This is a genomic window from Dietzia sp. Cai40 (assembly GCF_014145165.1).
Taxonomy (GTDB): Bacteria; Actinomycetota; Actinomycetes; order Mycobacteriales; family Mycobacteriaceae; genus Dietzia; species Dietzia natronolimnaea.
This window is the reverse complement of the sequence record NZ_JAALEB010000078.1, coordinates 1-18,442: the sequence shown is the minus strand read 5'-3', so window position 1 is coordinate 18,442 and position 18,442 is coordinate 1. Positions and strand designations below refer to the sequence as shown.

Here is an 18,442-nt window from a genome sequence, read left to right as displayed (position 1 = left end):
ACAACCCGACCGCCGCCATCCCGGCCAGAGCGGTCACGGCCACCGCGGCGACCTGCTCGGCGGTCGCGGCGTGTTCCGGGCGGCGGGGCCCGCCGACCCCGTGTCTGCGGTCGACCTCCTCGAGCGCGCGGAGCATCTCGTCCGGGTCACCGCCCTTGTCCGGGTGGTGGCGCAGGACGGCTTGGCGACGATCCCGCTTGTAGGCGGCGGGGTCGCGTGGTTCGCGTCGGCTGTTCACGTGGGGCTCTCCTGGGTGACGAGGCGCATGGGCGCTTATGGCTCGACGCTACCGAAGTCGCGGCACGCGGGCGCGGCATCCCCGACCCGTCGGCCCCGGCGATTTTGATCCCGTGGGGTGCGTGCGGCATACTGGTCGAGTTGCCCGGACAAGGCGGCGAACTCGTGTGGCCCCCGGGCCCCGCGATCGCCGGGTTGGTCGGGCGAGCACGACCGGGGCGGGTGAGCGATCACCCGCCGGAAAAGTGGGAGGGCGACACGCCCGACCGCGTGGACGCGTCGTGACACATCAACAGCGGCAGCGGATCGGTTCCGCCGTCACCCTCGCCCCGCGGGAGTGCGGCACTCCGTCCTCTGGAGGGCTCGTGGTCGTGTCACGTTCGTGAGCGCGCGACGGCGGTCCTCCACGACGAAGCACCGATGCATGTGACCGGGTGGTAGACGGTCAGACGGTGTCACGTATGACAAGCGAACACAGAAGTGTCCCCCGCGCAGCGAGGGCGCTCACGACAGCCGCCTTCAGGGGCGGGGGGAGAATGAGGACGAAGTGGCGGGACAAAAGATCCGCATCAGGCTGAAGGCCTATGACCACGAGGCCATCGACGCCTCGGCGCGCAAGATCGTCGAGACGGTCACCCGTACGGGAGCTCGTGTCGTCGGCCCGGTGCCGTTGCCGACCGAGAAGAACGTGTACTGCGTCATCCGCTCGCCGCACAAGTACAAGGACTCGCGCGAGCACTTCGAGATGCGCACCCACAAGCGGTTGATCGACATCCTCGACCCCACGCCCAAGACCGTGGACGCGCTCATGCGCATCGACCTGCCTGCCAGCGTCGACGTCAACATCCAGTGACCTCCGACCGAGCAGCGGTCAGCAAGCAACGTGCAGCGGAGACAGTGAACAGATGAGTACTACCGAGATCAAGGGAATCCTGGGCGCGAAGCTCGGCATGACCCAGGTCTTCGACGAGAACAACCGGGTCGTCCCGGTTACCGTCATCAAGGCCGGGCCGTGTGTAGTCACCGGGATCCGTACAGAGCAGACCGACGGCTACAACGCCGTCCAGATCGCGTTCGGCGCGATCGACCCCCGTAAGGTCACCAAGCCCGTCACGGGCCAGTTCTCCAAGGCGGGTGTGACCCCGCGTCGCCACCTGGCGGAGATCCGGCTGGACAACGCGGAGCAGGCCGCAGCCTTCGAGCTGGGCCAGGAGCTCGGCGCGGATGTGTTCTCCGACGGCGCTTTCGTCGACGTCACCGGAACCTCCAAGGGCAAGGGCTTCGCCGGCACCATGAAGCGTCACGGCTTCCACGGACAGGGCGCCTCACACGGCACCCAGGCCGTGCACCGCCGGCCCGGTTCCATCGGTGGCGCATCCACCCCGGGCCGCGTGTTCCGGGGCAAGAAGATGGCCGGCCGCATGGGCAACGAGCGCGTGACCACCATGAACCTCAAGGTCCACAAGGTCGATGCCGAAGCCGGCGTCCTCCTGATCAAGGGCGCCATCCCGGGCCGCAACGGCGGCCTCGTGATGGTCCGATCCGCAGTGAAGGGCGGTGCGCGCGCATGACCACGACGGAGAACACCGTGAATCTCAAGCTTGACGTCCGTACCCCGGCCGGTTCGGCCGACGGGTCGGTCGAGCTGCCCGCCGCGATCTTCGGCGTCGAGCCCAACCTGGCGCTGATGCACCAGGTCGTCGTGGCTCAGCTCGCCGCGGCGCGGCAGGGCACGCACTCGACCAAGACCCGCGGCGAGGTCCGTGGCGGTGGCCGCAAGCCGTTCCGCCAGAAGGGCACCGGCCGCGCCCGCCAGGGCTCGACCCGCGCCCCCGCCTACACCGGCGGTGGCACGGTCCACGGTCCGAAGCCGCGCGACTACTCGCAGCGCACCCCCAAGAAGATGAAGGCCGCCGCCCTCCGCGGTGCCCTGTCCGACCGGGCCGCCAGCGATCGTATCCACGTGGTCACCGAGCTCGTCGAGGGTCAGACCCCGTCGACGGCGGGCGTGCGGGACTTCCTCGGAAGCCTGTCCGGTCGCAAGAAGTTCCTGCTCGTCGTCGGCCGCGAGGACGTCGCCGCGTGGCGCTCGGTGGGCAACCTGGACCACGTCCATCCCATCGCTCCGGATCAGCTCAACACCTACGACGTGCTGCGTGCAGACGACGTCGTGTTCACGGTGGAGGCACTGGACGCGTTCGTCTCGCAGGCCAGCAAGCGTGCCGCAGGCACGGATAACACCGCCGCGAAGGAGGCCGACAAGTGAGCACCGTCGCCGATCCCCGGGACGTGATCCTCGCCCCCGTCGTCTCCGAGAAGGCCTATGGCCTGCTCGAGCAGGGCGTGTACACGTTCCTGGTCGCACCGGACGCCAACAAGACGCAGATCAAGATCGCCCTCCAGGAGATCTTCGGCGTCACGGTGGAGTCCGTCAACACCGCCAACCGTCAGGGCAAGCGTAAGCGCACCCGCACCGGGTTCGGACAGCGCAAGAGCACCAAGCGCGCCATCGTGACCCTTGCGGCCGACAGCAAGCCCATCGAGATCCCGGGTCTGACCGCCTGACGGCGGGAAGAGTTAAGGACGAGAGAACCTCATGGCTATCCGCAAGTACAAGCCCACGACGCCCGGCCGTCGCGGCTCGAGCGTCTCGGACTTCGCCGAGATCACCCGCTCGACGCCCGAGAAGTCGCTGCTTCGCCCACTACACAAGACCGGTGGCCGTAACGGTCACGGTCGGATCACCACCCGTCACAAGGGCGGTGGCCACAAGCGCCAGTACCGTGTCATCGACTTCCGTCGTAATGACAAGGACGGCGTCGACGCCACCGTCGCCCACATCGAGTACGACCCCAACCGCACCGCCAACATCGCCCTCCTGCACTACGCGGACGGCGAGAAGCGGTACATCCTGGCCCCGCGGAACCTCAAGCAGGGCATGAAGGTCGAGTCGGGTGTCGGTTCCGATATCAAGGTCGGCAACAACCTGCCGCTCCGCAACATCCCCGCAGGTACCGTCGTGCACGCCGTGGAGCTCCGTCCCGGGGGCGGTGCCAAGATGGCACGCGCCGCCGGTGCCGGGATCCAGCTGCTCGGCAAGGAGGGCGCGTACGCCTCACTCCGCATGCCGTCCGGCGAGATCCGCCGGGTCGACGTCCGCTGTCGCGCGACGATCGGCGAGGTCGGCAACGCCGAGCAGGGGAACATCAACTGGGGTAAGGCCGGCCGCATGCGCTGGAAGGGCGTCCGCCCGACCGTCCGCGGTGTGGTCATGAACCCCGTCGACCACCCGCACGGTGGTGGCGAGGGTAAGACGTCCGGTGGACGTCACCCCGTCAGCCCGTGGGGCCAGCCCGAGGGCCGGACCCGCAAGCCCAACAAGGCGAGCGACAAGATGATTGTCCGTCGCCGTCGCACCGGTAAGAAGCGTTAAGGAGGGAAACTAGGATGCCTCGTAGTCTCAAGAAGGGTCCGTTCGTCGACGAGCACCTCCTCGCGAAGGTGGACGCGCAGAACGACAAGGGTACTCATCAGGTCATCAAGACCTGGTCGCGTCGCTCGACGATCCTGCCCGATTTCATCGGCCACACGTTCGCCGTCCATGATGGCCGCAAGCATGTGCCCGTGTTCGTGTCCGACTCCATGGTGGGTCACAAGCTCGGCGAGTTCGCGCCGACGCGCACGTTCAAGGGGCACATCAAGGACGATCGGAAGAGTAAGCGCCGATGAGCACTGATACCAGCAAGACCGCCGAAGGCACGGTGCAGGACGAGCAGCAGCTCTCCGCCCGGGCCACCGCCAAGTTCGTCCGCGTCACGCCCATGAAGGCGCGTCGTGTGATCGACCTGATCCGGGGCAAGGACGCCTCCGACGCGTTGGACATCCTGCGGTTCGCCCCGCAGGCCGCCAGCGAGCCGGTGGGCAAGGTCCTCGCGTCCGCCATCGCGAACGCCGAGAACAACCTCGACCTGGATCCCCGGACCCTGGTCGTGTCGGCTGCGTTCGCCGACGAGGGCCCGACCCTGAAGCGGTTCCGTCCGCGTGCCCAGGGTCGTGCGTTCCGAGTGCGTAAGCGCACGAGCCACATCACCGTCGAGGTGACCAGCGTGCCCGAGAAGGCCGGTTCCACCGGCCGGGGTCGTCGTAACCAGGGAGGTGCCCGCTAAATGGGACAGAAGATCCAGCCGCACGGCTTCCGTCTCGGCATCACCTCGGACTGGACGTCCAAGTGGTACGCCGACAAGCAGTACGCGGACTACGTCGCCGAGGACATCAAGATCCGTCAGCTCCTGTCCAAGGGCATGGAGCGGGCCGGCATCTCGGGCGTGGACATCTCCCGTACCCGCGACCGCGTCAACGTCGACATCCACACCGCCCGGCCGGGCATCGTGATCGGTCGTCGTGGCGCCGAGGCCGACCGTCTCCGCGGCGAGCTCGAGAAGCTCACCGCGAAGCAGGTCCACCTCAACATCCTCGAGATCAAGAACACCGAGGCCGACGCCCAGCTCGTGGCCCAGGGCATCGCGGAGCAGCTCTCCAACCGCGTGGCGTTCCGCCGCGCGATGCGTAAGGGCATCCAGTCCGCGATGCGTCAGCCGCAGGTCAAGGGCATCAAGGTGGTCTGCTCGGGTCGTCTCGGCGGTGCCGAGATGTCGCGATCGGAGCGCTACCACGAGGGTCGCGTCCCGCTTCACACCCTGCGTGCCGAGATCGACTACGGCACCTACGAGGCCAAGACGACCTTCGGTCGCATCGGCGTCAAGGTGTGGATCTACAAGGGTGACGTGGTCGGCGGTCGTCGCGAGTCCGATCAGTACGCCCAGTCCAGCAACCGCGGCGGTGCCGACCGAGGACCGCGCCGCGAGCGTGGCGCAGGCCGGCCGCGTCGTTCCGGCGCCCAGGGCACCACGGCCACCAGCACCGAGACCGGCCGCGCCGGTTCCGGTCCGGCTGCCGAGGCCCCCGCCCAGGCTCCGCAGAATCAGACCAGGGAGGCGTGACAGTGCTTATCCCCAAGCGCGTCAAGCACCGCAAGCAGCACCACCCCGGCCGTAGCGGCGGGGCCAAGGGCGGCACCAAGGTGACGTTCGGTGAGTACGGCATCCAGGCTCTCGAGCCGGCGTACGTCACCAACCGTCAGATCGAGTCCGCGCGTATCGCGATCAACCGCCACATCAAGCGTGGCGGCAAGGTGTGGATCAACATCTACCCCGATCGCCCCTTGACCAAGAAGCCCGCCGAGGTCCGCATGGGTTCCGGTAAGGGATCCGTCGAGTGGTGGGTCGCGAACGTCAAGCCGGGTCGCATCCTCTTCGAGATGTCGTACCCGAACGAGGAGACCGCACGCGAGGCGCTGCGCCGCGCGCAGCACAAGCTCCCGTGCAAGACCCGTATCGTGACCCGGGAGGAGCAGTTCTGATGGCTAGTGGAACCACCGCCCCCGAGTTGCGTGAACTCGACGCCGATGCGCTCACCGCGCGTCTTCGTGAGGCCAAGGAGGAGCTGTTCAACCTGCGCTTCCAGATGGCCACCGGTCAGCTGACCAACAACCGTCGCCTGCGCGTCGTCCGTCACGACATCGCACGCATCTACACCGTCATCCGCGAGCGCGAGCTCGGGTTGTCGGCGGCGCCGGGTGATGCCAAGTGAGTGACAAGGAAGCAGCCGTGACTGAGGCCAGCGAGAACACCGAGCGCAACAGCCGCAAGGTGCGGATCGGGTACGTCGTGTCCGACAAGATGGACAAGACCATCGTCGTCGAACTCGAGGACCGCGTGAAGCACCCGCTCTACGGCAAGATCATGCGCCGTACCGAGCGTGTGAAGGCACACGACGAGACCAACGACGCCGGTGTCGGCGACCGCGTGCGGATCATGGAGACCCGCCCGCTGTCCGCCACCAAGCGCTACCGCGTCGTCGAGGTCCTGGAGCGCGCGAAGTAAGGGAGTCGCTCCACTCCACTGCCGGCCCGGCCCCGAGTTCTCGGGGCCGGGCCGTCGGCGTATGAGGAAGATGTAACACTTTCCTCGTCTTGATACGACAAGTCAGTATTGTGTCATCGGCTACCGAGCCGGAGTTCACCCTGCGGCCCGGGGCGTCAGTTCCCGTGGGCCGCATCGCGCACGAGGACAGGATCGGGATATGACGAGACGGCCGGATATCGATCGGGACGGAACTGGTCGGGACGGGTTCGACGGACGCCGTACCGGCGCGCACGGGGATGGGCACGGGGGAGTGCGTCGTCGCACCTCCGCCGCCCTCCGTGCGACGAGCGTGGCCGCGGCGGCCATGGTCATCGGGGCCGGTGCAGGGGCTGCGGGTGCGCAGAGCCTTGACCCCGGATCCCTGGTGCCGAGCGTTGCACCGGGCAGTCTGCTCGGGGTTCCGTCACTGAGCGTCGCCGCCCTTACGCAGTTGGGCGCTCCCATCCCGCTGACCTCCGTTCTCGGGTCCGTGGCCGCCGCGGGCTCGGGTGATTTCGCCCGCCCCGGTAGCTCCGCGCCATCGTCCAGGCCGATCGCCACGCGCGATTCGACGATCACCGAGAACACGGTCCGGGAGGTGCGGCCCATGTTCCCGGGTTCGCTGAACCCGGACGATGCCCGGGCAGAGGTCTGGACCGTGACGTCGAAGACGATGCAGCGGACCGTCCGCGTCGAGGTGTATCGCGCACCCGCCGGGGTCGACGCCCCCAACGTCTACTTCCTGGACGGCGTCGGGAGTGAGTCGCCCTCGGGGTGGAGCGGTGGGATGGGCTGGGGTGACCCGGCCCTTCGCGAACGTGAGGTCAACGTAATCGCACCGACAGGCGCGCCGTCCTCGATGTGGTCGGACTGGCTTACCGATGATCCGGTTCTCGGGCCGAACAACTGGGAGACTTTCCTTACCGAGGAGCTTCCGGAACTGCTGGTGAACGGACTGTCGGGGATCGTCGAGCCCCCGGCGCACAACGGGGACTGGGGTGTACTCGGCGTATCGATGGGGGCGGCGTCGGCGTTGCACCTCGCCAACACCAATCCCCAGATGTTCAGCGGGGTCGGTGGGGTGTCGGGTGCCTACTCGACGACAGACGAGCTCGGCTACCAGTACTCGCGGCTGACGGTCGCCGCGCGGAACGGCGACGCCACCAACATGTGGGGCCCGCGTGGATCGGCGGCCTGGCAGGCGCACGACACCGTCGCCGACCCGTCAGGCCTGGAGGGTATGGCCGTCTATCTCAGTGCGGCCACCGGGCGGGTCGGCTCCGCGGAGCTCGGCAATTTCGGAAGCAACGAACTCGTTCTCATCGACGGGCATATCCTCGAGAAGGGCTCCTACGAGAGCACCAGGAATCTGGAATCCGCCCTTGCCTCCGTCCCCGACGTGCGACTCCGGATGAACTACATGCCGACCGGTATCCACAACTGGCCCGTTTTCGTGACCCAGATGTTGCCCGGGATGGACCACATCCTGACCGGTCTGGAGCCCGCCGTGCCCAACGGCCGGACGACGACCGGGGGAGCGGGGGAGGCACCCGGCGCGGGAGGATCGGCCGGCTCGCTCGGTTCGGCCGGCTCGTCCGGATCCGCCGGGAGCTGACGGGCGATTTGGGGCTCGGGCGCCGGGACCCCTACACTGGAACAGTTGCCCGTGGTAGCCGCGTCGCGAGACCGGTGCGGGTGACGTGGCCGCGTGTGTCGGGTCGGAATCCGGCACACATCTGAACAAGCCTGGTCAGGAGAACCATGATCCAGCAGGAGTCGCGACTCAAGATCGCCGACAACACGGGTGCCAAGGAGATTCTCTGCATCCGCGTTCTCGGCGGATCCAAGCGTCGCTACGCAGGCGTGGGCGACATCATCGTCGCCACCGTCAAGGACGCCATCCCCGGTGGCAACGTCAAGAAGGGTGAGGTCGTCAAGGCCGTCATCGTGCGCACCGCCAAGGAGCGCCGTCGCCCGGACGGCTCGTACATCAAGTTCGACGAGAACGCCGCCGTCATCATCAAGAACGACAACGACCCGCGTGGTACCCGTATCTTCGGGCCCGTCGGTCGCGAACTGCGCGACAAGAAGTTCATGCGCATCGTCTCGCTGGCTCCGGAGGTGCTCTGACATGAGGGTCCACAAGGGCGACACGGTGCTCGTCATCGCCGGCAAGGACAAGGGCGCCAAGGGCAAGGTCATCCAGGCCTTCCCCGCGCAGGAGAAGGTCCTCGTCGAGGGCGTGAACCGCATCAAGAAGCACACCGCCAACTCGGCTGCCGAGCGTGGCGCCTCCTCCGGTGGCATCGTCACGCAGGAGGCCCCGATCCACGTGTCCAACGTGATGGTCGTGGACGCGGACGGCGCCCCGTCGCGCGTCGGAATCCGCACCGACGAGAACGGTAAGCGCGTCCGGGTCTCGCGCAAGACCGGGAAGGACCTGTGACCATGACCGAAACCGCACTTCCCACCGGGTACACGCCGCGTCTCAAGGCGCGGTACAGCGCCGAGATCAAGCCGGCCCTGAACGAGACGTTCGAGTACGCGAACGTCATGCAGATCCCGGGCGTCGTCAAGGTCGTCGTCAACATGGGTGTCGGTGACGCCGCCCGTGACGCCAAGCTGATCAACGGCGCCATCACCGACCTCACGCTGATCACCGGCCAGAAGCCGCAGATCCGCCGGGCCCGCAAGTCCATCGCGCAGTTCAAGCTCCGCGAGGGGATGCCGATCGGCGCGCGTGTGACGCTGCGCGGTGACCGCATGTGGGAGTTCCTCGATCGTCTGACGACGATCGCCCTCCCGCGAATCCGCGACTTCCGTGGCCTCTCGGGCAAGCAGTTCGACGGTCACGGCAACTACACCTTCGGGCTCAACGAGCAGACCATGTTCTACGAGATCGACGTGGACAAGGTCGACCGCCCCCGCGGCATGGACATCACGGTCGTCACGACCGCGACGAACGACGAAGAGGGTCGGGCGCTGCTCAAGCACCTCGGCTTCCCCTTCAAGGAGGACTGACCTCACGGGTCAGGGCCGGACCGGCCGTCCGCGCCGGGGCACCGCATCAGCGGGTCCCCGGCGACGGGCAGACGGCCCAGCCGTCGGGTCGCGGGTGGCGAGAAGAGCGCCACGCGCGGCGGGTCCCCCGCAGATCGTCAGACGATCGGCGGGCCCCACACAACAGAACATTCGAACTCTTCGTGATAGGCCCACGACGGACACGGCCGGCCCACAGGTCGACCGCACCCGTGCTGCATGGGAACCGTGACGAGAAAGGAACATGGTAAATCCATGTCGATGACCGACCCCATCGCGGACATGTTGACGCGTGTGCGTAACGCCAACTCGGCGTACCACGACACCGTCTCCATGCCGCATTCCAAGATCAAGGGCAACATCGCGGCGATCCTCAAGCAAGAGGGTTACATCACCGACTACGCCGTCGAGGACGCCGAGGTGGGCAAGAAGCTCACCATCGACCTCAAGTACGGCCCGTCGCGCCAGCGCAGCCTGCAGGGCATCAAGCGAGTCTCCAAGCCGGGTCTCCGCGTGTACGCCAAGTCCACCGGCCTGCCCAAGGTCCTCGGCGGACTGGGTATCGCGATCATCTCGACCTCCCAGGGTCTGCTCACGGACCGTCAGGCGAACTACAAGAAGGTGGGCGGGGAAGTCCTCGCCTACGTCTGGTAAGGGGGCGAGAAATGTCACGAATCGGCAAGGCTCCGATCACCGTTCCGTCCGGCGTCGACATCAAGGTCGACGGCCAGACCATCACCGTCAAGGGTCCCAAGGGTGAGCTCACCCAGGAACTCCCCGCACCGATCACGGTGTCGGTCGAGGAGGGCACCATCACGGTGAACCGTCCCGACGACCACCGGGACAACCGGTCGCTGCACGGCCTCTCCCGCTCCCTGGTCAACAACATGGTCGTGGGCGTCACCGAGGGTTACGTGCAGAAGATGGAGATCTTCGGCGTGGGTTACCGCGTCGTCGCCAAGGGCACGGACCTCGAGTTCGCCCTCGGCTACTCGCACCCCGTGCCGATCGCGGCACCCGACGGCATCACGTTCGCCGTCGAGGGCGCCACGAAGTTCTCGATCTCCGGGATCGACAAGCAGCAGGTGGGCCAGATCGCCGCCAACATCAAGCGGCTGCGGAAGCACGACCCGTACAAGGGCAAGGGCATCCGTTACGAGGGCGAGCAGGTCCGTCGCAAGGTCGGAAAGACGGGTAAGTGACCATGAGCAGCACAAAGAAGCGTTCCCCGCTGGGTACCGACGTCTCGACAGCACGTCGTGTCGGCCGTACCCGGCGCCACTACCGCCTCCGCAAGAAGGTCGCCGGTACCCCCGAGCGCCCGCGGTTGGTCGTCAACCGGTCCTCGCGCCACATCCACGCCCAGATCATCGACGACCTGGCCGGCCGCACGCTGGCCGCCGCGTCGACGATCGAGGCCGATGTCCGCACTCTCGAGGGCGACAAGAAGGACCGCAGCGCGAAGGTCGGCCAGCTCCTGGCCGAGCGCGCCAAGGCCGCCGGCATCGATGCCGTCGTGTTCGACCGTGGTGGCAACAAGTACCACGGCCGGATCGCGTCCCTGGCCGACGCCGCCCGCGAGGGTGGGCTGGAGTTCTGATGACCAAGACCACTGCACTGACCCTTAACGGAAGGACCGTCTGATGCCGGGACGTCAGCGTCGTGACGGCGGAAGCACCGGGCCCGCCGCGGACAACAAGACCACCACCAACGACAACGCCCAGGGCGGCCGCAGCGGCGGCGGCGGGGGCCGTGGCCGTGGCGGAAACGATCGTCGCGGTGGCCGCGACGACGAGAAGTCACAGTTCATCGAGCGTGTCGTCACCATCAACCGCGTCTCCAAGGTCGTCAAGGGCGGTCGGCGATTCAGCTTCACCGCCCTCGTGATCCTGGGGGACGGCAACGGCATGGTCGGCGTCGGCTACGGCAAGGCCAAGGAGGTGCCGGCGGCGATCCAGAAGGGGTCGGAGGAGGCCCGGAAGAACTTCTTCCGCGTCCCGCTCATCGGCTCCACCATCCCGCACCCGATCCAGGGTGAGGCGGCCGCGGGCGTCGTCATGCTCCGTCCGGCCTCGCCGGGTACCGGTGTGATCGCGGGCGGCGCGGCGCGTGCCGTGCTCGAGTGCGCCGGCGTGCACGACATCCTGTGCAAGTCGCTGGGGTCGGACAACGCCATCAACGTCGTCCACGCCACGGTGACCGCGCTCAAGGGTCTCCATCGTCCCGAGGAGGTCGCGGCCCGCCGTGGTCTGCCCATCGAGGACGTCGCACCCGCGGGCATGCTCCGCGCACGTGCCGGACAGGGGGCGTAGATCATGGCCAACCTCAAGATCACCCAGGTCCGCGGCACTGTCGGGACCAAGCAGAACCAGAAGGACTCCCTGCGGACGTTGGGACTCAAGGGCATCCGGAAGACGGTCGTCCGTGAGGACAACGCTCAGACCCGGGGTCTCATCAACGTCGTGAACCACCTCGTCGTGGTCGAAGAGACGGAGTGAGCATGACCATCAAGTTGCATCACCTGCGCCCGGCACCCGGCGCCCACACCGACAAGATCCGCGTGGGTCGCGGTGAGGGCGGCAAGCGGGGCAAGACCGCCGGTCGCGGTACCAAGGGAACCAAGGCACGCAAGAACGTCCCCGCGGCGTTCGAGGGTGGCCAGATGCCGATCCACATGCGTCTTCCGAAGCTCAAGGGCTTCAAGAACCGCAACAAGGTCGTCTTCCAGGTCGTCAACGTGTCCGACATCCAGCGGTTGTTCCCCTCCGGTGGGCAGGTCGGCGTCGCCGAGCTCGTCGCCGCGGGGGCCGTCCGCAAGAACCAGCCGGTCAAGGTCCTGGGCGACGGGGACATCTCCGTGGCCGTGACCGTGGCCGTCGACAAGGTGTCCGCGTCGGCCAAGACCAAGATCGAGGCCGCCGGCGGAAGCGTGTCGGAGGCCGGGGCCTGAGTCCCCGACCGGCCCCCGACGGGGCCGGATGACGGGTGCAGGGGTCGGGTCCGAGAGTCTCGGATCCGGCCCCTGCGCTCATCTTGATACAGTTTTTCTTGTTGTGCGTTCGGGGTGCGGCACCACTGCCGTCGGTCTGACCCTCCCGGCGCATCTGCATTCGACGAAGGCGGCGGCTACGGGCCGTCCATGACCAGGAGGACATGTGCTCTCCGCACTCGCGTCCGCGATCAAGGACACGGATCTGAGGAAGAAGATCTTCTTCACCCTCGGGATCATCATCCTCTACCGCATCGGCGCGCAGATCCCGTCGCCCGGTGTCGACTACCCCAAGCTCCGGGGACTCCTCGACACCGCGATGACCGGGGACAACGCGCAGTTGTACTCCCTGGTCAACCTGTTCTCCGGCGGCGCACTCCTGCAGTTGTCCGTGTTCGCGATCGGCATCATGCCGTACATCACGGCGAGCATCATCGTGCAGCTGCTCACCGTGGTGATCCCCTACTTCGAGCAACTCAAGAAGGAGGGGCAGTCCGGTCAGGCCAAGATGACGCAGTACACGCGTTATCTCACCATCGCGCTCGCGGTGCTGCAGTCCGCCGGCATCGTGGCGCTCGCCGACCGGGGTCAGCTGCTCGGCAACGGCGAGTCCGTCCTCATGGACGGCGACATCCTCACCCTGGCCACCATCGTCATCGTGATGACCGCCGGCGCAGCCCTCGTCATGTGGTTCGGTGAGCTCATCACGGACCGCGGGGTCGGCAACGGCATGTCGCTGCTGATCTTCGCCGGCATCGCCTCGCGGATCCCCGCCGAGGGCGTCAACATCTACCAGAACTCCTCGACGCTGAAGTTCGCCGCGGTCATGTTCGCGGTGGTGCTGATCGTGGTCGCCGTCGTGTTCGTCGAGCAGGGCCAGCGCCGCATCCCGGTCCAGTACGCCAAGCGCATGGTCGGCCGTCGTCAGTACGGCGGCACGTCGACCTACCTGCCGCTCAAGGTCAACCAGGCCGGCGTCATCCCCGTGATCTTCGCGTCGTCCATGATGTACGTGCCGATCCTCATCACCCAGCTGATCCAGGGACCCGAGCCCGCCGCGGACGGGTTCTGGCAGCGGTACGTCATGCAGTACCTGCAGAACCCCTCGAGCTGGGGTTACATCCTGCTGTACTTCGCCCTGATCATCTTCTTCGCGTACTTCTACGTGGCCATCCAGTTCGATCCGATGGAGCAGGCCGAGAACATGAAGAAGTACGGCGGCTTCATCCCCGGCATCCGCCCGGGTCGCCCGACGGCCGAGTACCTCGGGTACGTGCTCAACCGCATCCTGTTGTTCGGTTCCCTGTACCTCGGGTTGATCGCGGTGCTGCCCAACGTCTTCCTCGACATGGGTAGCGGGGGTGGAGACATGCAGAACATGCCGTTCGGTGGCACCGCTGTGCTCATCATGGTGTCGGTGGGTCTCGACACCGTGAAGCAGATCGAGGCTCAGCTCATGCAGCGCAACTACGAGGGCTTCCTCAAGTAGTCGCCCGCACCCCCGAGCACATCACACCGAAAGAAAGGCTGGTCCTCACCATGCGTCTCGTCCTCCTCGGCCCCCCCGGCGCCGGTAAGGGAACCCAGGCGGCCCTGCTGTCGGAGAAGCTCGGGATCCCGCACATCTCCACGGGTGACCTCTTCCGGGCCAACATCTCCCAGGGGACGGACCTCGGCAAGGAGGCCAAGTCCTACATCGACGCCGGGAACCTCGTTCCCGCGGACGTCACCAACCGGATGGTCGAGGCGCGTATCGGTGAGCCCGACGCGACCGAGGGGTTCCTGCTCGACGGCTACCCCCGCAGTGTCGAGCAGGCCGACGCGCTCAAGGGCATGCTCGCCGAGGCGGGTCTCGAGCTCGACGCCGTGATCGAGTTCAAGGTCGACGAGGACACCGTGGTCGCGCGGATGCTCGCCCGCGGTCGTGAGGACGACACGGAGGACGTGATCCGCAACCGCATGGCCGTCTACCGGTCCGAGACGGCACCCCTCCTCGAGTACTACGGCGACGATGTCACGACCGTCGACGCCGTGGGCGAGGTCGACGAGATCAACGCACGGGCCCTCGCCGCGCTGGATCGCTGAGCAGTCGTGTTCGGTCGGTCGCGCACGAGCGTGGTGACAGCGCGCACTCCCGGCGAGCTGGACGCGATGGAGGAGGCCGGCCGGATCGTCGGTCGTGCGCTCGTCGCCGCACGCGAGGCGGCGGTTCCGGGCGCGACCACCGCGGATCTCGACTCGCTGGTCGACCAGCTGATCCGGGACGCCGGTGCGGTCCCGTCCTTCAAGGGGTACGAGGGGTTCCCCGGGTCGATCTGCTCGTCCGTCAACGAGGTGGTCGTCCACGGGATCCCGGGACCCACCACCGTCCTGCAGGAGGGCGACCTGGTCTCGGTGGACTGCGGCGCGGTGCTGGACGGGTGGCACGGCGACTCCGCGTGGACCTTCGGCGTGGGCGAGTTGGACCCTCAGGTGGCCCTTCTCAACCAGGCGACGCGGGAGGTGCTCGCGGAGGGCATCCTCGCCATGACCCCCGGTAGCCGCCTGACGGACGTCTCGCACGCCCTGGAGACCGCCACGCGTCGCGCGGAGCAGCGTCTCGGCGTCACCCTCGGGATCGTCGACGGGTTCGGCGGGCACGGCATCGGTCGTGAGATGCACGAGTGGCCGTTCCTCGCCAACGAGGGCAAGCCGGGCAAGGGGCCGCGGCTCCAGGAGGGGTCCGTCCTGGCCGTCGAGCCCATGCTCGTCCTGGGTGGCGAGACCGACACCCGCACCCTGGCCGACGACTGGACGGTCGTCACGGTGGACGGGTCGCCGTCGTCACACTGGGAGCACACGGTCGCCGTCACCGCCGACGGCCCCCGTGTGCTCACCGTTCGGCCCACGGACTGAGCGCGGTCGCGGGGGACCGGTGCCGGGCCCTCCGGGCCTCAGGTTAGAGTGTTCCCACTGTTGACCACCGGCCTGAAAGGTCAGGGCATGCTCGTTCACCCCCACGTGCGCCGAACCACGATCACACCGACGCGCACGGCTGTGGCGGCTGTCCTCACGATGGTGGTGATCCTGGCCCAGATGGCGGGACCGACCCCGTCCGCGGCCGCGCAGTCGCTGATGGAGGGCGGACAGGGGTCCCTGATGGAGGACCCCCAGCCGGCGCCGTTCTATCACGCGGACCCCGCGGTGCTCGCGGCCGCGGGTCTCGGACAGGTGATCAACACCCGGGTCGTGACCATGCCCGCGTTCCTCGGGTACGAGGTGACGGAGATCGCGTACCGGTCGACCGACACCCGGGATCGTCCGATCCTCGCGACCGCGACGGTGGTCCGGCCGCCCCACGCGCGCCCGAACGGCCCCGTCCTGAGCTACCAGCACTACCTGAACGCACTGGGGCAGAGCTGCGCCCCCACCGAGACCCTGGTCAACCCGACCCTCGAGACGGTGCAGGACAACGCGATGGCGTTCCTGCGGGTCCGGCTGGACCAGGGCTGGACGGTGCTCATCCCCGATCATCTCGGTCCCAAGGTCGCCTACCCCGGGGGACAGCTGTCCGCGCGGATCGTGCTGGACGGGATGCGGGCCGTCCGCGACGACCCCCGGTTCGACGCGCGGCACAGCCGGTTCGGGGCGCTGGGGTACTCGGGTGGCGGGATCGCCAGTGCCTGGGTGTCGCTCATGCACGACGACTACGCACCGGACGTCAACCTGGTGGGGGTCGCCCAGGGCGGCATCCCGACGGACATGACGACGATGGCGCGGATGATCGGCAACTGGCCGCACCCCGCGTTCGGGTTGGCCTTCGCCGCCGCCGTGGGGATGGCGCGGGAGTACCCGGAGGACATCCGTCTCGAGGAGAAGCTCACCCCCGAGGGCTGGGCGCTGTTCGAGCGGATGAAGGGCAGGTGCACGGCCTCGCTGCTGGTGTACGGCGCGTTCCGGTCCGTGCCCATGGTCCTCGAGGGGGGAGACCTGCTCGCGGAGGAGGGCCTGATGCGGGCCTTCGCGGAGAACAGCGTGCGCCTGACACCGGACGTCCCCCGGGTGCCGGTGTTCATGTGGCATTCCCGCACCGACCCGCTGGTGCCGTTCTGGGACGCGGAGGAGACCGCCACGCGTTACTGCCGCGAGGGGACCCCGCTCACGTGGGAGCCGGGGTTGGCGCCCGAGCATCTCCTCGGCGCGGTGGAGAAGTTGCCGGCCGCGATGAACTGGCTGCAGCAGCGCTTCGACGGCGTGCCGGCAGGACGCGCCTGCTACGGGTGAGCGCCGATTGGCACTAGAACGACCACTGACGTAGGCTTATACGTCGGTGTGCCCACCAGTGCACCAGAATCCGGTAGACGACATCCGGGGAATCGTGGAGGACCGTAACCAGCATGGCAAAGAAGGACGGAGCCATCGAGGTCGAGGGCCGAGTTGTCGAGCCGTTGCCGAACGCAATGTTCCGCGTCGAGCTCGAGAACGGACACAAGGTCCTCGCGCACATCAGTGGGAAGATGCGGCAGCACTACATCCGCATTCTCCCCGAGGACCGGGTGGTCGTCGAGCTGTCACCGTACGACCTCACCCGCGGTCGGATCGTCTACCGCTACAAGTAAAGCGCTCAACTCCCTGAACCAGCCGCCTCTGAAGTACCTGGTCGAGGCGGGTACCACACCCCTGGATGCGGAGGCCAGGGCCCCGGACGGATGCTCATCGTGAGATGACCATGCGGCATCGGGGACGGTCGGGGAGCAGACCTACCGCACGACGAAAGAGAAACGCCACATGGCACGTCTTGCCGGCGTTGATCTCCCACGTGACAAGCGTATGGAGATCGCGCTCACCTACATTTTCGGCATCGGTCGCACGCGGGCCGTCGAGATCCTCGAGCGGACCGGGGTCAGCCCGGACCTGCGCACCAAGGACCTCACCGACGAGCAGCTGACCGTCCTTCGTGACGACATCGAAGGCAACTACAAGGTCGAGGGTGACCTCCGCCGTGAGATCCAGGGCGATATCCGCCGGAAGATCGAGATCGGCAGTTACCAGGGCATCCGCCACCGCCGGGGTCTCCCCGTCCGCGGTCAGCGGACCAAGACCAACGCCCGCTCCCGCAAGGGCCCGAAGAAGACCGTCGCCGGAAAGAAGAAGTAATGCCCCCCAAGTCACGCGCTGCGGGCCCCAAGAAGACGGGCCGTCGCAGGGAGAAGAAGAACGTCGCTCACGGCCAGGCCCACATCAAGAGCACGTTCAACAACACGATCGTCTCGATCACGGATCCGTCCGGCGCCGTTCTGGCCTGGGCGTCCTCGGGCCACGTCGGTTTCAAGGGCTCGCGCAAGTCGACGCCCTTCGCCGCCCAGCTCGCCGCCGAGAACGCGGCCCGCAAGGCGCAGGAGCACGGCATGAAGAAGGTCGACGTGTTCGTCAAGGGCCCGGGTTCGGGTCGTGAGACCGCCATCCGTTCGCTCCAGGCCGCCGGCCTCGAGGTCGGCACGATCTCCGATGTCACCCCCCAGCCCCACAACGGCTGTCGTCCGCCCAAGCGGCGTCGAGTCTGAGCCGGAAGGAACGTAGAGAACCATGGCACGTTACACCGGCCCCGTCACCCGCAAGTCCCGCCGTCTGGGCGTGGACCTCGTCGGTGGGGACACCGCATTCGAACGTCGGCCCTTCCCGCCCGGCCACCACGGCCGCGCGCGGATCAAGGAGTCCGAGTACCGCACCCAGCTGCAGGAGAAGCAGAAGGCCCGCTTCACCTACGGCGTGATGGAGAAGCAGTTCCGTCGCTACTACGAGGAGGCCAACCGCCGGGGCGGTAAGACCGGCGAGAACCTCCTCCAGATCCTGGAATCGCGTCTGGACAACGTCGTGTACCGCGCGGGTCTCGCGCAGACGCGTCGCCAGGCACGCCAGCTCGTGAGCCACGGTCACTTCCGGGTCAACGACCAGAAGGTGACCATCCCGAGCTACCGGGTGTCGCAGTACGACATCATCGACGTCCGTCCCAAGTCCACCAAGATGGACTGGTACGAGATCGCCACCGAGATGCTCGGCGAGCGTCCCGTCCCGGCGTGGCTGCAGGTCGTCCCCACGACGCTCCGCATCCTCGTGCACCAGCTTCCCGAGCGCGCGCAGATCGATGTGCCGCTGCAGGAGCAGTTGATCGTCGAGCTCTACTCGAAGTGATCTGTCCTCCCCCACCCGGTACGAAATCCAGTTCGTGGACAGC

The 18,442-nt window shown here is 67.4% G+C and carries 30 protein-coding genes; 29 read left to right on the top strand and 1 reads right to left on the bottom strand.

Annotated features, from left to right (window positions below; all coding sequences use genetic code 11):
* A partial coding sequence (locus G6022_RS04060) for a hypothetical protein (RefSeq protein WP_182691029.1) occupies positions 1 to 238 on the bottom strand: 238 nt, incomplete at its 3' end.
* Between the two features lie 546 nt (positions 239 to 784).
* Between G6022_RS04060 and rpsJ the strand changes: the two genes are divergently transcribed.
* The 29 genes from rpsJ (at position 785) to rpsD (ending at position 18,399) form a co-directional block, all read left to right on the top strand.
* Positions 785 to 1,090, top strand: coding sequence for a 30S ribosomal protein S10 (gene rpsJ, locus G6022_RS04055; protein WP_003938093.1), 306 nt, complete (start codon positions 785 to 787; stop codon positions 1,088 to 1,090).
* Positions 1,091 to 1,142: 52 nt separating this feature from the next.
* Positions 1,143 to 1,808, top strand: a complete 666-nt coding sequence (rplC, locus tag G6022_RS04050; RefSeq protein WP_179525925.1) for a 50S ribosomal protein L3 — start codon at positions 1,143 to 1,145, stop codon at positions 1,806 to 1,808.
* Positions 1,805 to 2,503, top strand: coding sequence for a 50S ribosomal protein L4 (rplD, locus tag G6022_RS04045; RefSeq protein WP_182609299.1), 699 nt, complete (start codon positions 1,805 to 1,807; stop codon positions 2,501 to 2,503). Before rplC ends, rplD begins: the two co-directional genes overlap by 4 nt.
* Positions 2,500 to 2,802 (top strand): 50S ribosomal protein L23, encoded by a 303-nt coding sequence (gene rplW, locus G6022_RS04040; protein ID WP_179525923.1) that lies wholly within the window; start codon positions 2,500 to 2,502, stop codon positions 2,800 to 2,802. The genes rplD and rplW overlap by 4 nt, the downstream gene beginning before the upstream one ends.
* Positions 2,803 to 2,833: 31 nt before the next feature.
* The gene (gene rplB, locus G6022_RS04035; protein ID WP_107757059.1) at positions 2,834 to 3,670 is read left to right on the top strand and encodes a 50S ribosomal protein L2; all 837 of its coding nucleotides are present in this window, start codon (positions 2,834 to 2,836) and stop codon (positions 3,668 to 3,670) included.
* Between the two features lie 14 nt (positions 3,671 to 3,684).
* Positions 3,685 to 3,966, top strand: coding sequence for a 30S ribosomal protein S19 (gene rpsS / locus G6022_RS04030; RefSeq protein ID WP_017838195.1), 282 nt, complete (start codon positions 3,685 to 3,687; stop codon positions 3,964 to 3,966).
* Positions 3,963 to 4,403, top strand: coding sequence for a 50S ribosomal protein L22 (gene rplV / locus G6022_RS04025; protein WP_179525922.1), 441 nt, complete (start codon positions 3,963 to 3,965; stop codon positions 4,401 to 4,403). The genes rpsS and rplV overlap by 4 nt, the downstream gene beginning before the upstream one ends.
* Entirely contained in the window at positions 4,404 to 5,237 is an 834-nt protein-coding gene (gene rpsC / locus G6022_RS04020) for a 30S ribosomal protein S3 (RefSeq protein ID WP_179525921.1), read from the top strand.
* Between the two features lie 2 nt (positions 5,238 to 5,239).
* A complete protein-coding gene (rplP, locus tag G6022_RS04015) occupies positions 5,240 to 5,656 on the top strand; it encodes a 50S ribosomal protein L16 (RefSeq protein WP_017838198.1) in 417 nt (138 codons plus the stop codon).
* On the top strand, positions 5,656 to 5,886 hold the full coding sequence (rpmC, locus tag G6022_RS04010; protein WP_017838199.1) for a 50S ribosomal protein L29: 231 nt from the start codon (positions 5,656 to 5,658) through the stop codon (positions 5,884 to 5,886). The genes rplP and rpmC overlap by 1 nt, the downstream gene beginning before the upstream one ends.
* Before the next feature lie 17 nt (positions 5,887 to 5,903).
* The gene (gene rpsQ, locus G6022_RS04005) at positions 5,904 to 6,179 is read left to right on the top strand and encodes a 30S ribosomal protein S17 (RefSeq protein ID WP_179525920.1); all 276 of its coding nucleotides are present in this window, start codon (positions 5,904 to 5,906) and stop codon (positions 6,177 to 6,179) included.
* Positions 6,180 to 6,471: 292 nt separating this feature from the next.
* On the top strand, positions 6,472 to 7,815 hold the full coding sequence (locus G6022_RS04000) for an alpha/beta hydrolase-fold protein (RefSeq protein WP_347238146.1): 1,344 nt from the start codon (positions 6,472 to 6,474) through the stop codon (positions 7,813 to 7,815).
* 146 nt (positions 7,816 to 7,961) lie between these two features.
* Entirely contained in the window at positions 7,962 to 8,330 is a 369-nt protein-coding gene (gene rplN, locus G6022_RS03995) for a 50S ribosomal protein L14 (protein ID WP_095717592.1), read from the top strand.
* 1 nt (position 8,331) lies between these two features.
* A complete protein-coding gene (gene rplX, locus G6022_RS03990; protein WP_182609297.1) occupies positions 8,332 to 8,646 on the top strand; it encodes a 50S ribosomal protein L24 in 315 nt (104 codons plus the stop codon).
* Between the two features lie 2 nt (positions 8,647 to 8,648).
* Positions 8,649 to 9,221 carry a 50S ribosomal protein L5 gene (gene rplE, locus G6022_RS03985; protein WP_179525918.1) on the top strand — a complete coding sequence of 191 codons (573 nt, stop codon included), beginning with the start codon at positions 8,649 to 8,651 and terminating at the stop codon, positions 9,219 to 9,221.
* Between the two features lie 273 nt (positions 9,222 to 9,494).
* Positions 9,495 to 9,893 (top strand): 30S ribosomal protein S8, encoded by a 399-nt coding sequence (gene rpsH / locus G6022_RS03980; RefSeq protein ID WP_179525917.1) that lies wholly within the window; start codon positions 9,495 to 9,497, stop codon positions 9,891 to 9,893.
* An 11-nt stretch (positions 9,894 to 9,904) separates the two neighbouring features.
* Positions 9,905 to 10,441, top strand: a complete 537-nt coding sequence (rplF, locus tag G6022_RS03975) for a 50S ribosomal protein L6 (protein ID WP_182638781.1) — start codon at positions 9,905 to 9,907, stop codon at positions 10,439 to 10,441.
* 2 nt (positions 10,442 to 10,443) lie between these two features.
* Entirely contained in the window at positions 10,444 to 10,839 is a 396-nt protein-coding gene (gene rplR, locus G6022_RS03970; RefSeq protein ID WP_241730653.1) for a 50S ribosomal protein L18, read from the top strand.
* 43 nt (positions 10,840 to 10,882) lie between these two features.
* Positions 10,883 to 11,551 (top strand): 30S ribosomal protein S5, encoded by a 669-nt coding sequence (rpsE, locus tag G6022_RS03965; protein ID WP_182616011.1) that lies wholly within the window; start codon positions 10,883 to 10,885, stop codon positions 11,549 to 11,551.
* Positions 11,552 to 11,554: 3 nt separating this feature from the next.
* Positions 11,555 to 11,737, top strand: a complete 183-nt coding sequence (gene rpmD, locus G6022_RS03960; protein WP_017838209.1) for a 50S ribosomal protein L30 — start codon at positions 11,555 to 11,557, stop codon at positions 11,735 to 11,737.
* A 2-nt stretch (positions 11,738 to 11,739) separates the two neighbouring features.
* Complete coding sequence (gene rplO, locus G6022_RS03955) at positions 11,740 to 12,189, top strand: 50S ribosomal protein L15 (protein ID WP_179525914.1); 450 nt, start codon at positions 11,740 to 11,742, stop codon at positions 12,187 to 12,189.
* A gap of 205 nt (positions 12,190 to 12,394) precedes the next feature.
* Positions 12,395 to 13,717, top strand: a complete 1,323-nt coding sequence (secY, locus tag G6022_RS03950) for a preprotein translocase subunit SecY (protein WP_179525913.1) — start codon at positions 12,395 to 12,397, stop codon at positions 13,715 to 13,717.
* Between the two features lie 50 nt (positions 13,718 to 13,767).
* Positions 13,768 to 14,313 carry an adenylate kinase gene (locus G6022_RS03945; protein ID WP_179525912.1) on the top strand — a complete coding sequence of 182 codons (546 nt, stop codon included), beginning with the start codon at positions 13,768 to 13,770 and terminating at the stop codon, positions 14,311 to 14,313.
* Between the two features lie 6 nt (positions 14,314 to 14,319).
* Positions 14,320 to 15,123 carry a type I methionyl aminopeptidase gene (map, locus tag G6022_RS03940; protein ID WP_182609293.1) on the top strand — a complete coding sequence of 268 codons (804 nt, stop codon included), beginning with the start codon at positions 14,320 to 14,322 and terminating at the stop codon, positions 15,121 to 15,123.
* Positions 15,124 to 15,210: 87 nt separating this feature from the next.
* Positions 15,211 to 16,491, top strand: a complete 1,281-nt coding sequence (locus G6022_RS03935; RefSeq protein WP_187700450.1) for a lipase family protein — start codon at positions 15,211 to 15,213, stop codon at positions 16,489 to 16,491.
* A 113-nt stretch (positions 16,492 to 16,604) separates the two neighbouring features.
* On the top strand, positions 16,605 to 16,826 hold the full coding sequence (infA, locus tag G6022_RS03930) for a translation initiation factor IF-1 (protein ID WP_010541191.1): 222 nt from the start codon (positions 16,605 to 16,607) through the stop codon (positions 16,824 to 16,826).
* Between the two features lie 169 nt (positions 16,827 to 16,995).
* Positions 16,996 to 17,364 (top strand): 30S ribosomal protein S13, encoded by a 369-nt coding sequence (rpsM, locus tag G6022_RS03925; RefSeq protein ID WP_179525910.1) that lies wholly within the window; start codon positions 16,996 to 16,998, stop codon positions 17,362 to 17,364.
* Positions 17,364 to 17,771: a 30S ribosomal protein S11 gene (rpsK, locus tag G6022_RS03920; RefSeq protein WP_017838216.1), complete on the top strand. Its 408-nt coding sequence runs from the start codon at positions 17,364 to 17,366 to the stop codon at positions 17,769 to 17,771. The genes rpsM and rpsK overlap by 1 nt, the downstream gene beginning before the upstream one ends.
* 22 nt (positions 17,772 to 17,793) lie before the next feature.
* Positions 17,794 to 18,399 carry a 30S ribosomal protein S4 gene (rpsD, locus tag G6022_RS03915; protein WP_179525909.1) on the top strand — a complete coding sequence of 202 codons (606 nt, stop codon included), beginning with the start codon at positions 17,794 to 17,796 and terminating at the stop codon, positions 18,397 to 18,399.
* The last annotated feature ends 43 nt before the right edge of the window (positions 18,400 to 18,442 follow it).

Coding starts and splice junctions, on each gene's coding strand:
- rplF (WP_182638781.1), top strand. CDS start 9,905: ATGTCACGAATCGGCAAGGCTCCGATCACCGTTCCGTCCGGCGTCGAC.
- rplN (WP_095717592.1), top strand. CDS start 7,962: ATGATCCAGCAGGAGTCGCGACTCAAGATCGCCGACAACACGGGTGCC.
- rplD (WP_182609299.1), top strand. CDS start 1,805: ATGACCACGACGGAGAACACCGTGAATCTCAAGCTTGACGTCCGTACC.
- rplX (WP_182609297.1), top strand. CDS start 8,332: ATGAGGGTCCACAAGGGCGACACGGTGCTCGTCATCGCCGGCAAGGAC.
- rpsD (WP_179525909.1), top strand. CDS start 17,794: ATGGCACGTTACACCGGCCCCGTCACCCGCAAGTCCCGCCGTCTGGGC.
- rplC (WP_179525925.1), top strand. CDS start 1,143: ATGAGTACTACCGAGATCAAGGGAATCCTGGGCGCGAAGCTCGGCATG.
- rpmD (WP_017838209.1), top strand. CDS start 11,555: ATGGCCAACCTCAAGATCACCCAGGTCCGCGGCACTGTCGGGACCAAG.
- rplB (WP_107757059.1), top strand. CDS start 2,834: ATGGCTATCCGCAAGTACAAGCCCACGACGCCCGGCCGTCGCGGCTCG.
- rpsH (WP_179525917.1), top strand. CDS start 9,495: ATGTCGATGACCGACCCCATCGCGGACATGTTGACGCGTGTGCGTAAC.
- rpsM (WP_179525910.1), top strand. CDS start 16,996: ATGGCACGTCTTGCCGGCGTTGATCTCCCACGTGACAAGCGTATGGAG.
- rplV (WP_179525922.1), top strand. CDS start 3,963: ATGAGCACTGATACCAGCAAGACCGCCGAAGGCACGGTGCAGGACGAG.
- infA (WP_010541191.1), top strand. CDS start 16,605: ATGGCAAAGAAGGACGGAGCCATCGAGGTCGAGGGCCGAGTTGTCGAG.
- rpsC (WP_179525921.1), top strand. CDS start 4,404: ATGGGACAGAAGATCCAGCCGCACGGCTTCCGTCTCGGCATCACCTCG.
- rplO (WP_179525914.1), top strand. CDS start 11,740: ATGACCATCAAGTTGCATCACCTGCGCCCGGCACCCGGCGCCCACACC.
- rpsS (WP_017838195.1), top strand. CDS start 3,685: ATGCCTCGTAGTCTCAAGAAGGGTCCGTTCGTCGACGAGCACCTCCTC.
- rpsK (WP_017838216.1), top strand. CDS start 17,364: ATGCCCCCCAAGTCACGCGCTGCGGGCCCCAAGAAGACGGGCCGTCGC.
- rpmC (WP_017838199.1), top strand. CDS start 5,656: ATGGCTAGTGGAACCACCGCCCCCGAGTTGCGTGAACTCGACGCCGAT.
- G6022_RS03945 (WP_179525912.1), top strand. CDS start 13,768: ATGCGTCTCGTCCTCCTCGGCCCCCCCGGCGCCGGTAAGGGAACCCAG.
- G6022_RS03935 (WP_187700450.1), top strand. CDS start 15,211: ATGCTCGTTCACCCCCACGTGCGCCGAACCACGATCACACCGACGCGC.
- rplR (WP_241730653.1), top strand. CDS start 10,444: ATGAGCAGCACAAAGAAGCGTTCCCCGCTGGGTACCGACGTCTCGACA.
- rplE (WP_179525918.1), top strand. CDS start 8,649: ATGACCGAAACCGCACTTCCCACCGGGTACACGCCGCGTCTCAAGGCG.
- rpsE (WP_182616011.1), top strand. CDS start 10,883: ATGCCGGGACGTCAGCGTCGTGACGGCGGAAGCACCGGGCCCGCCGCG.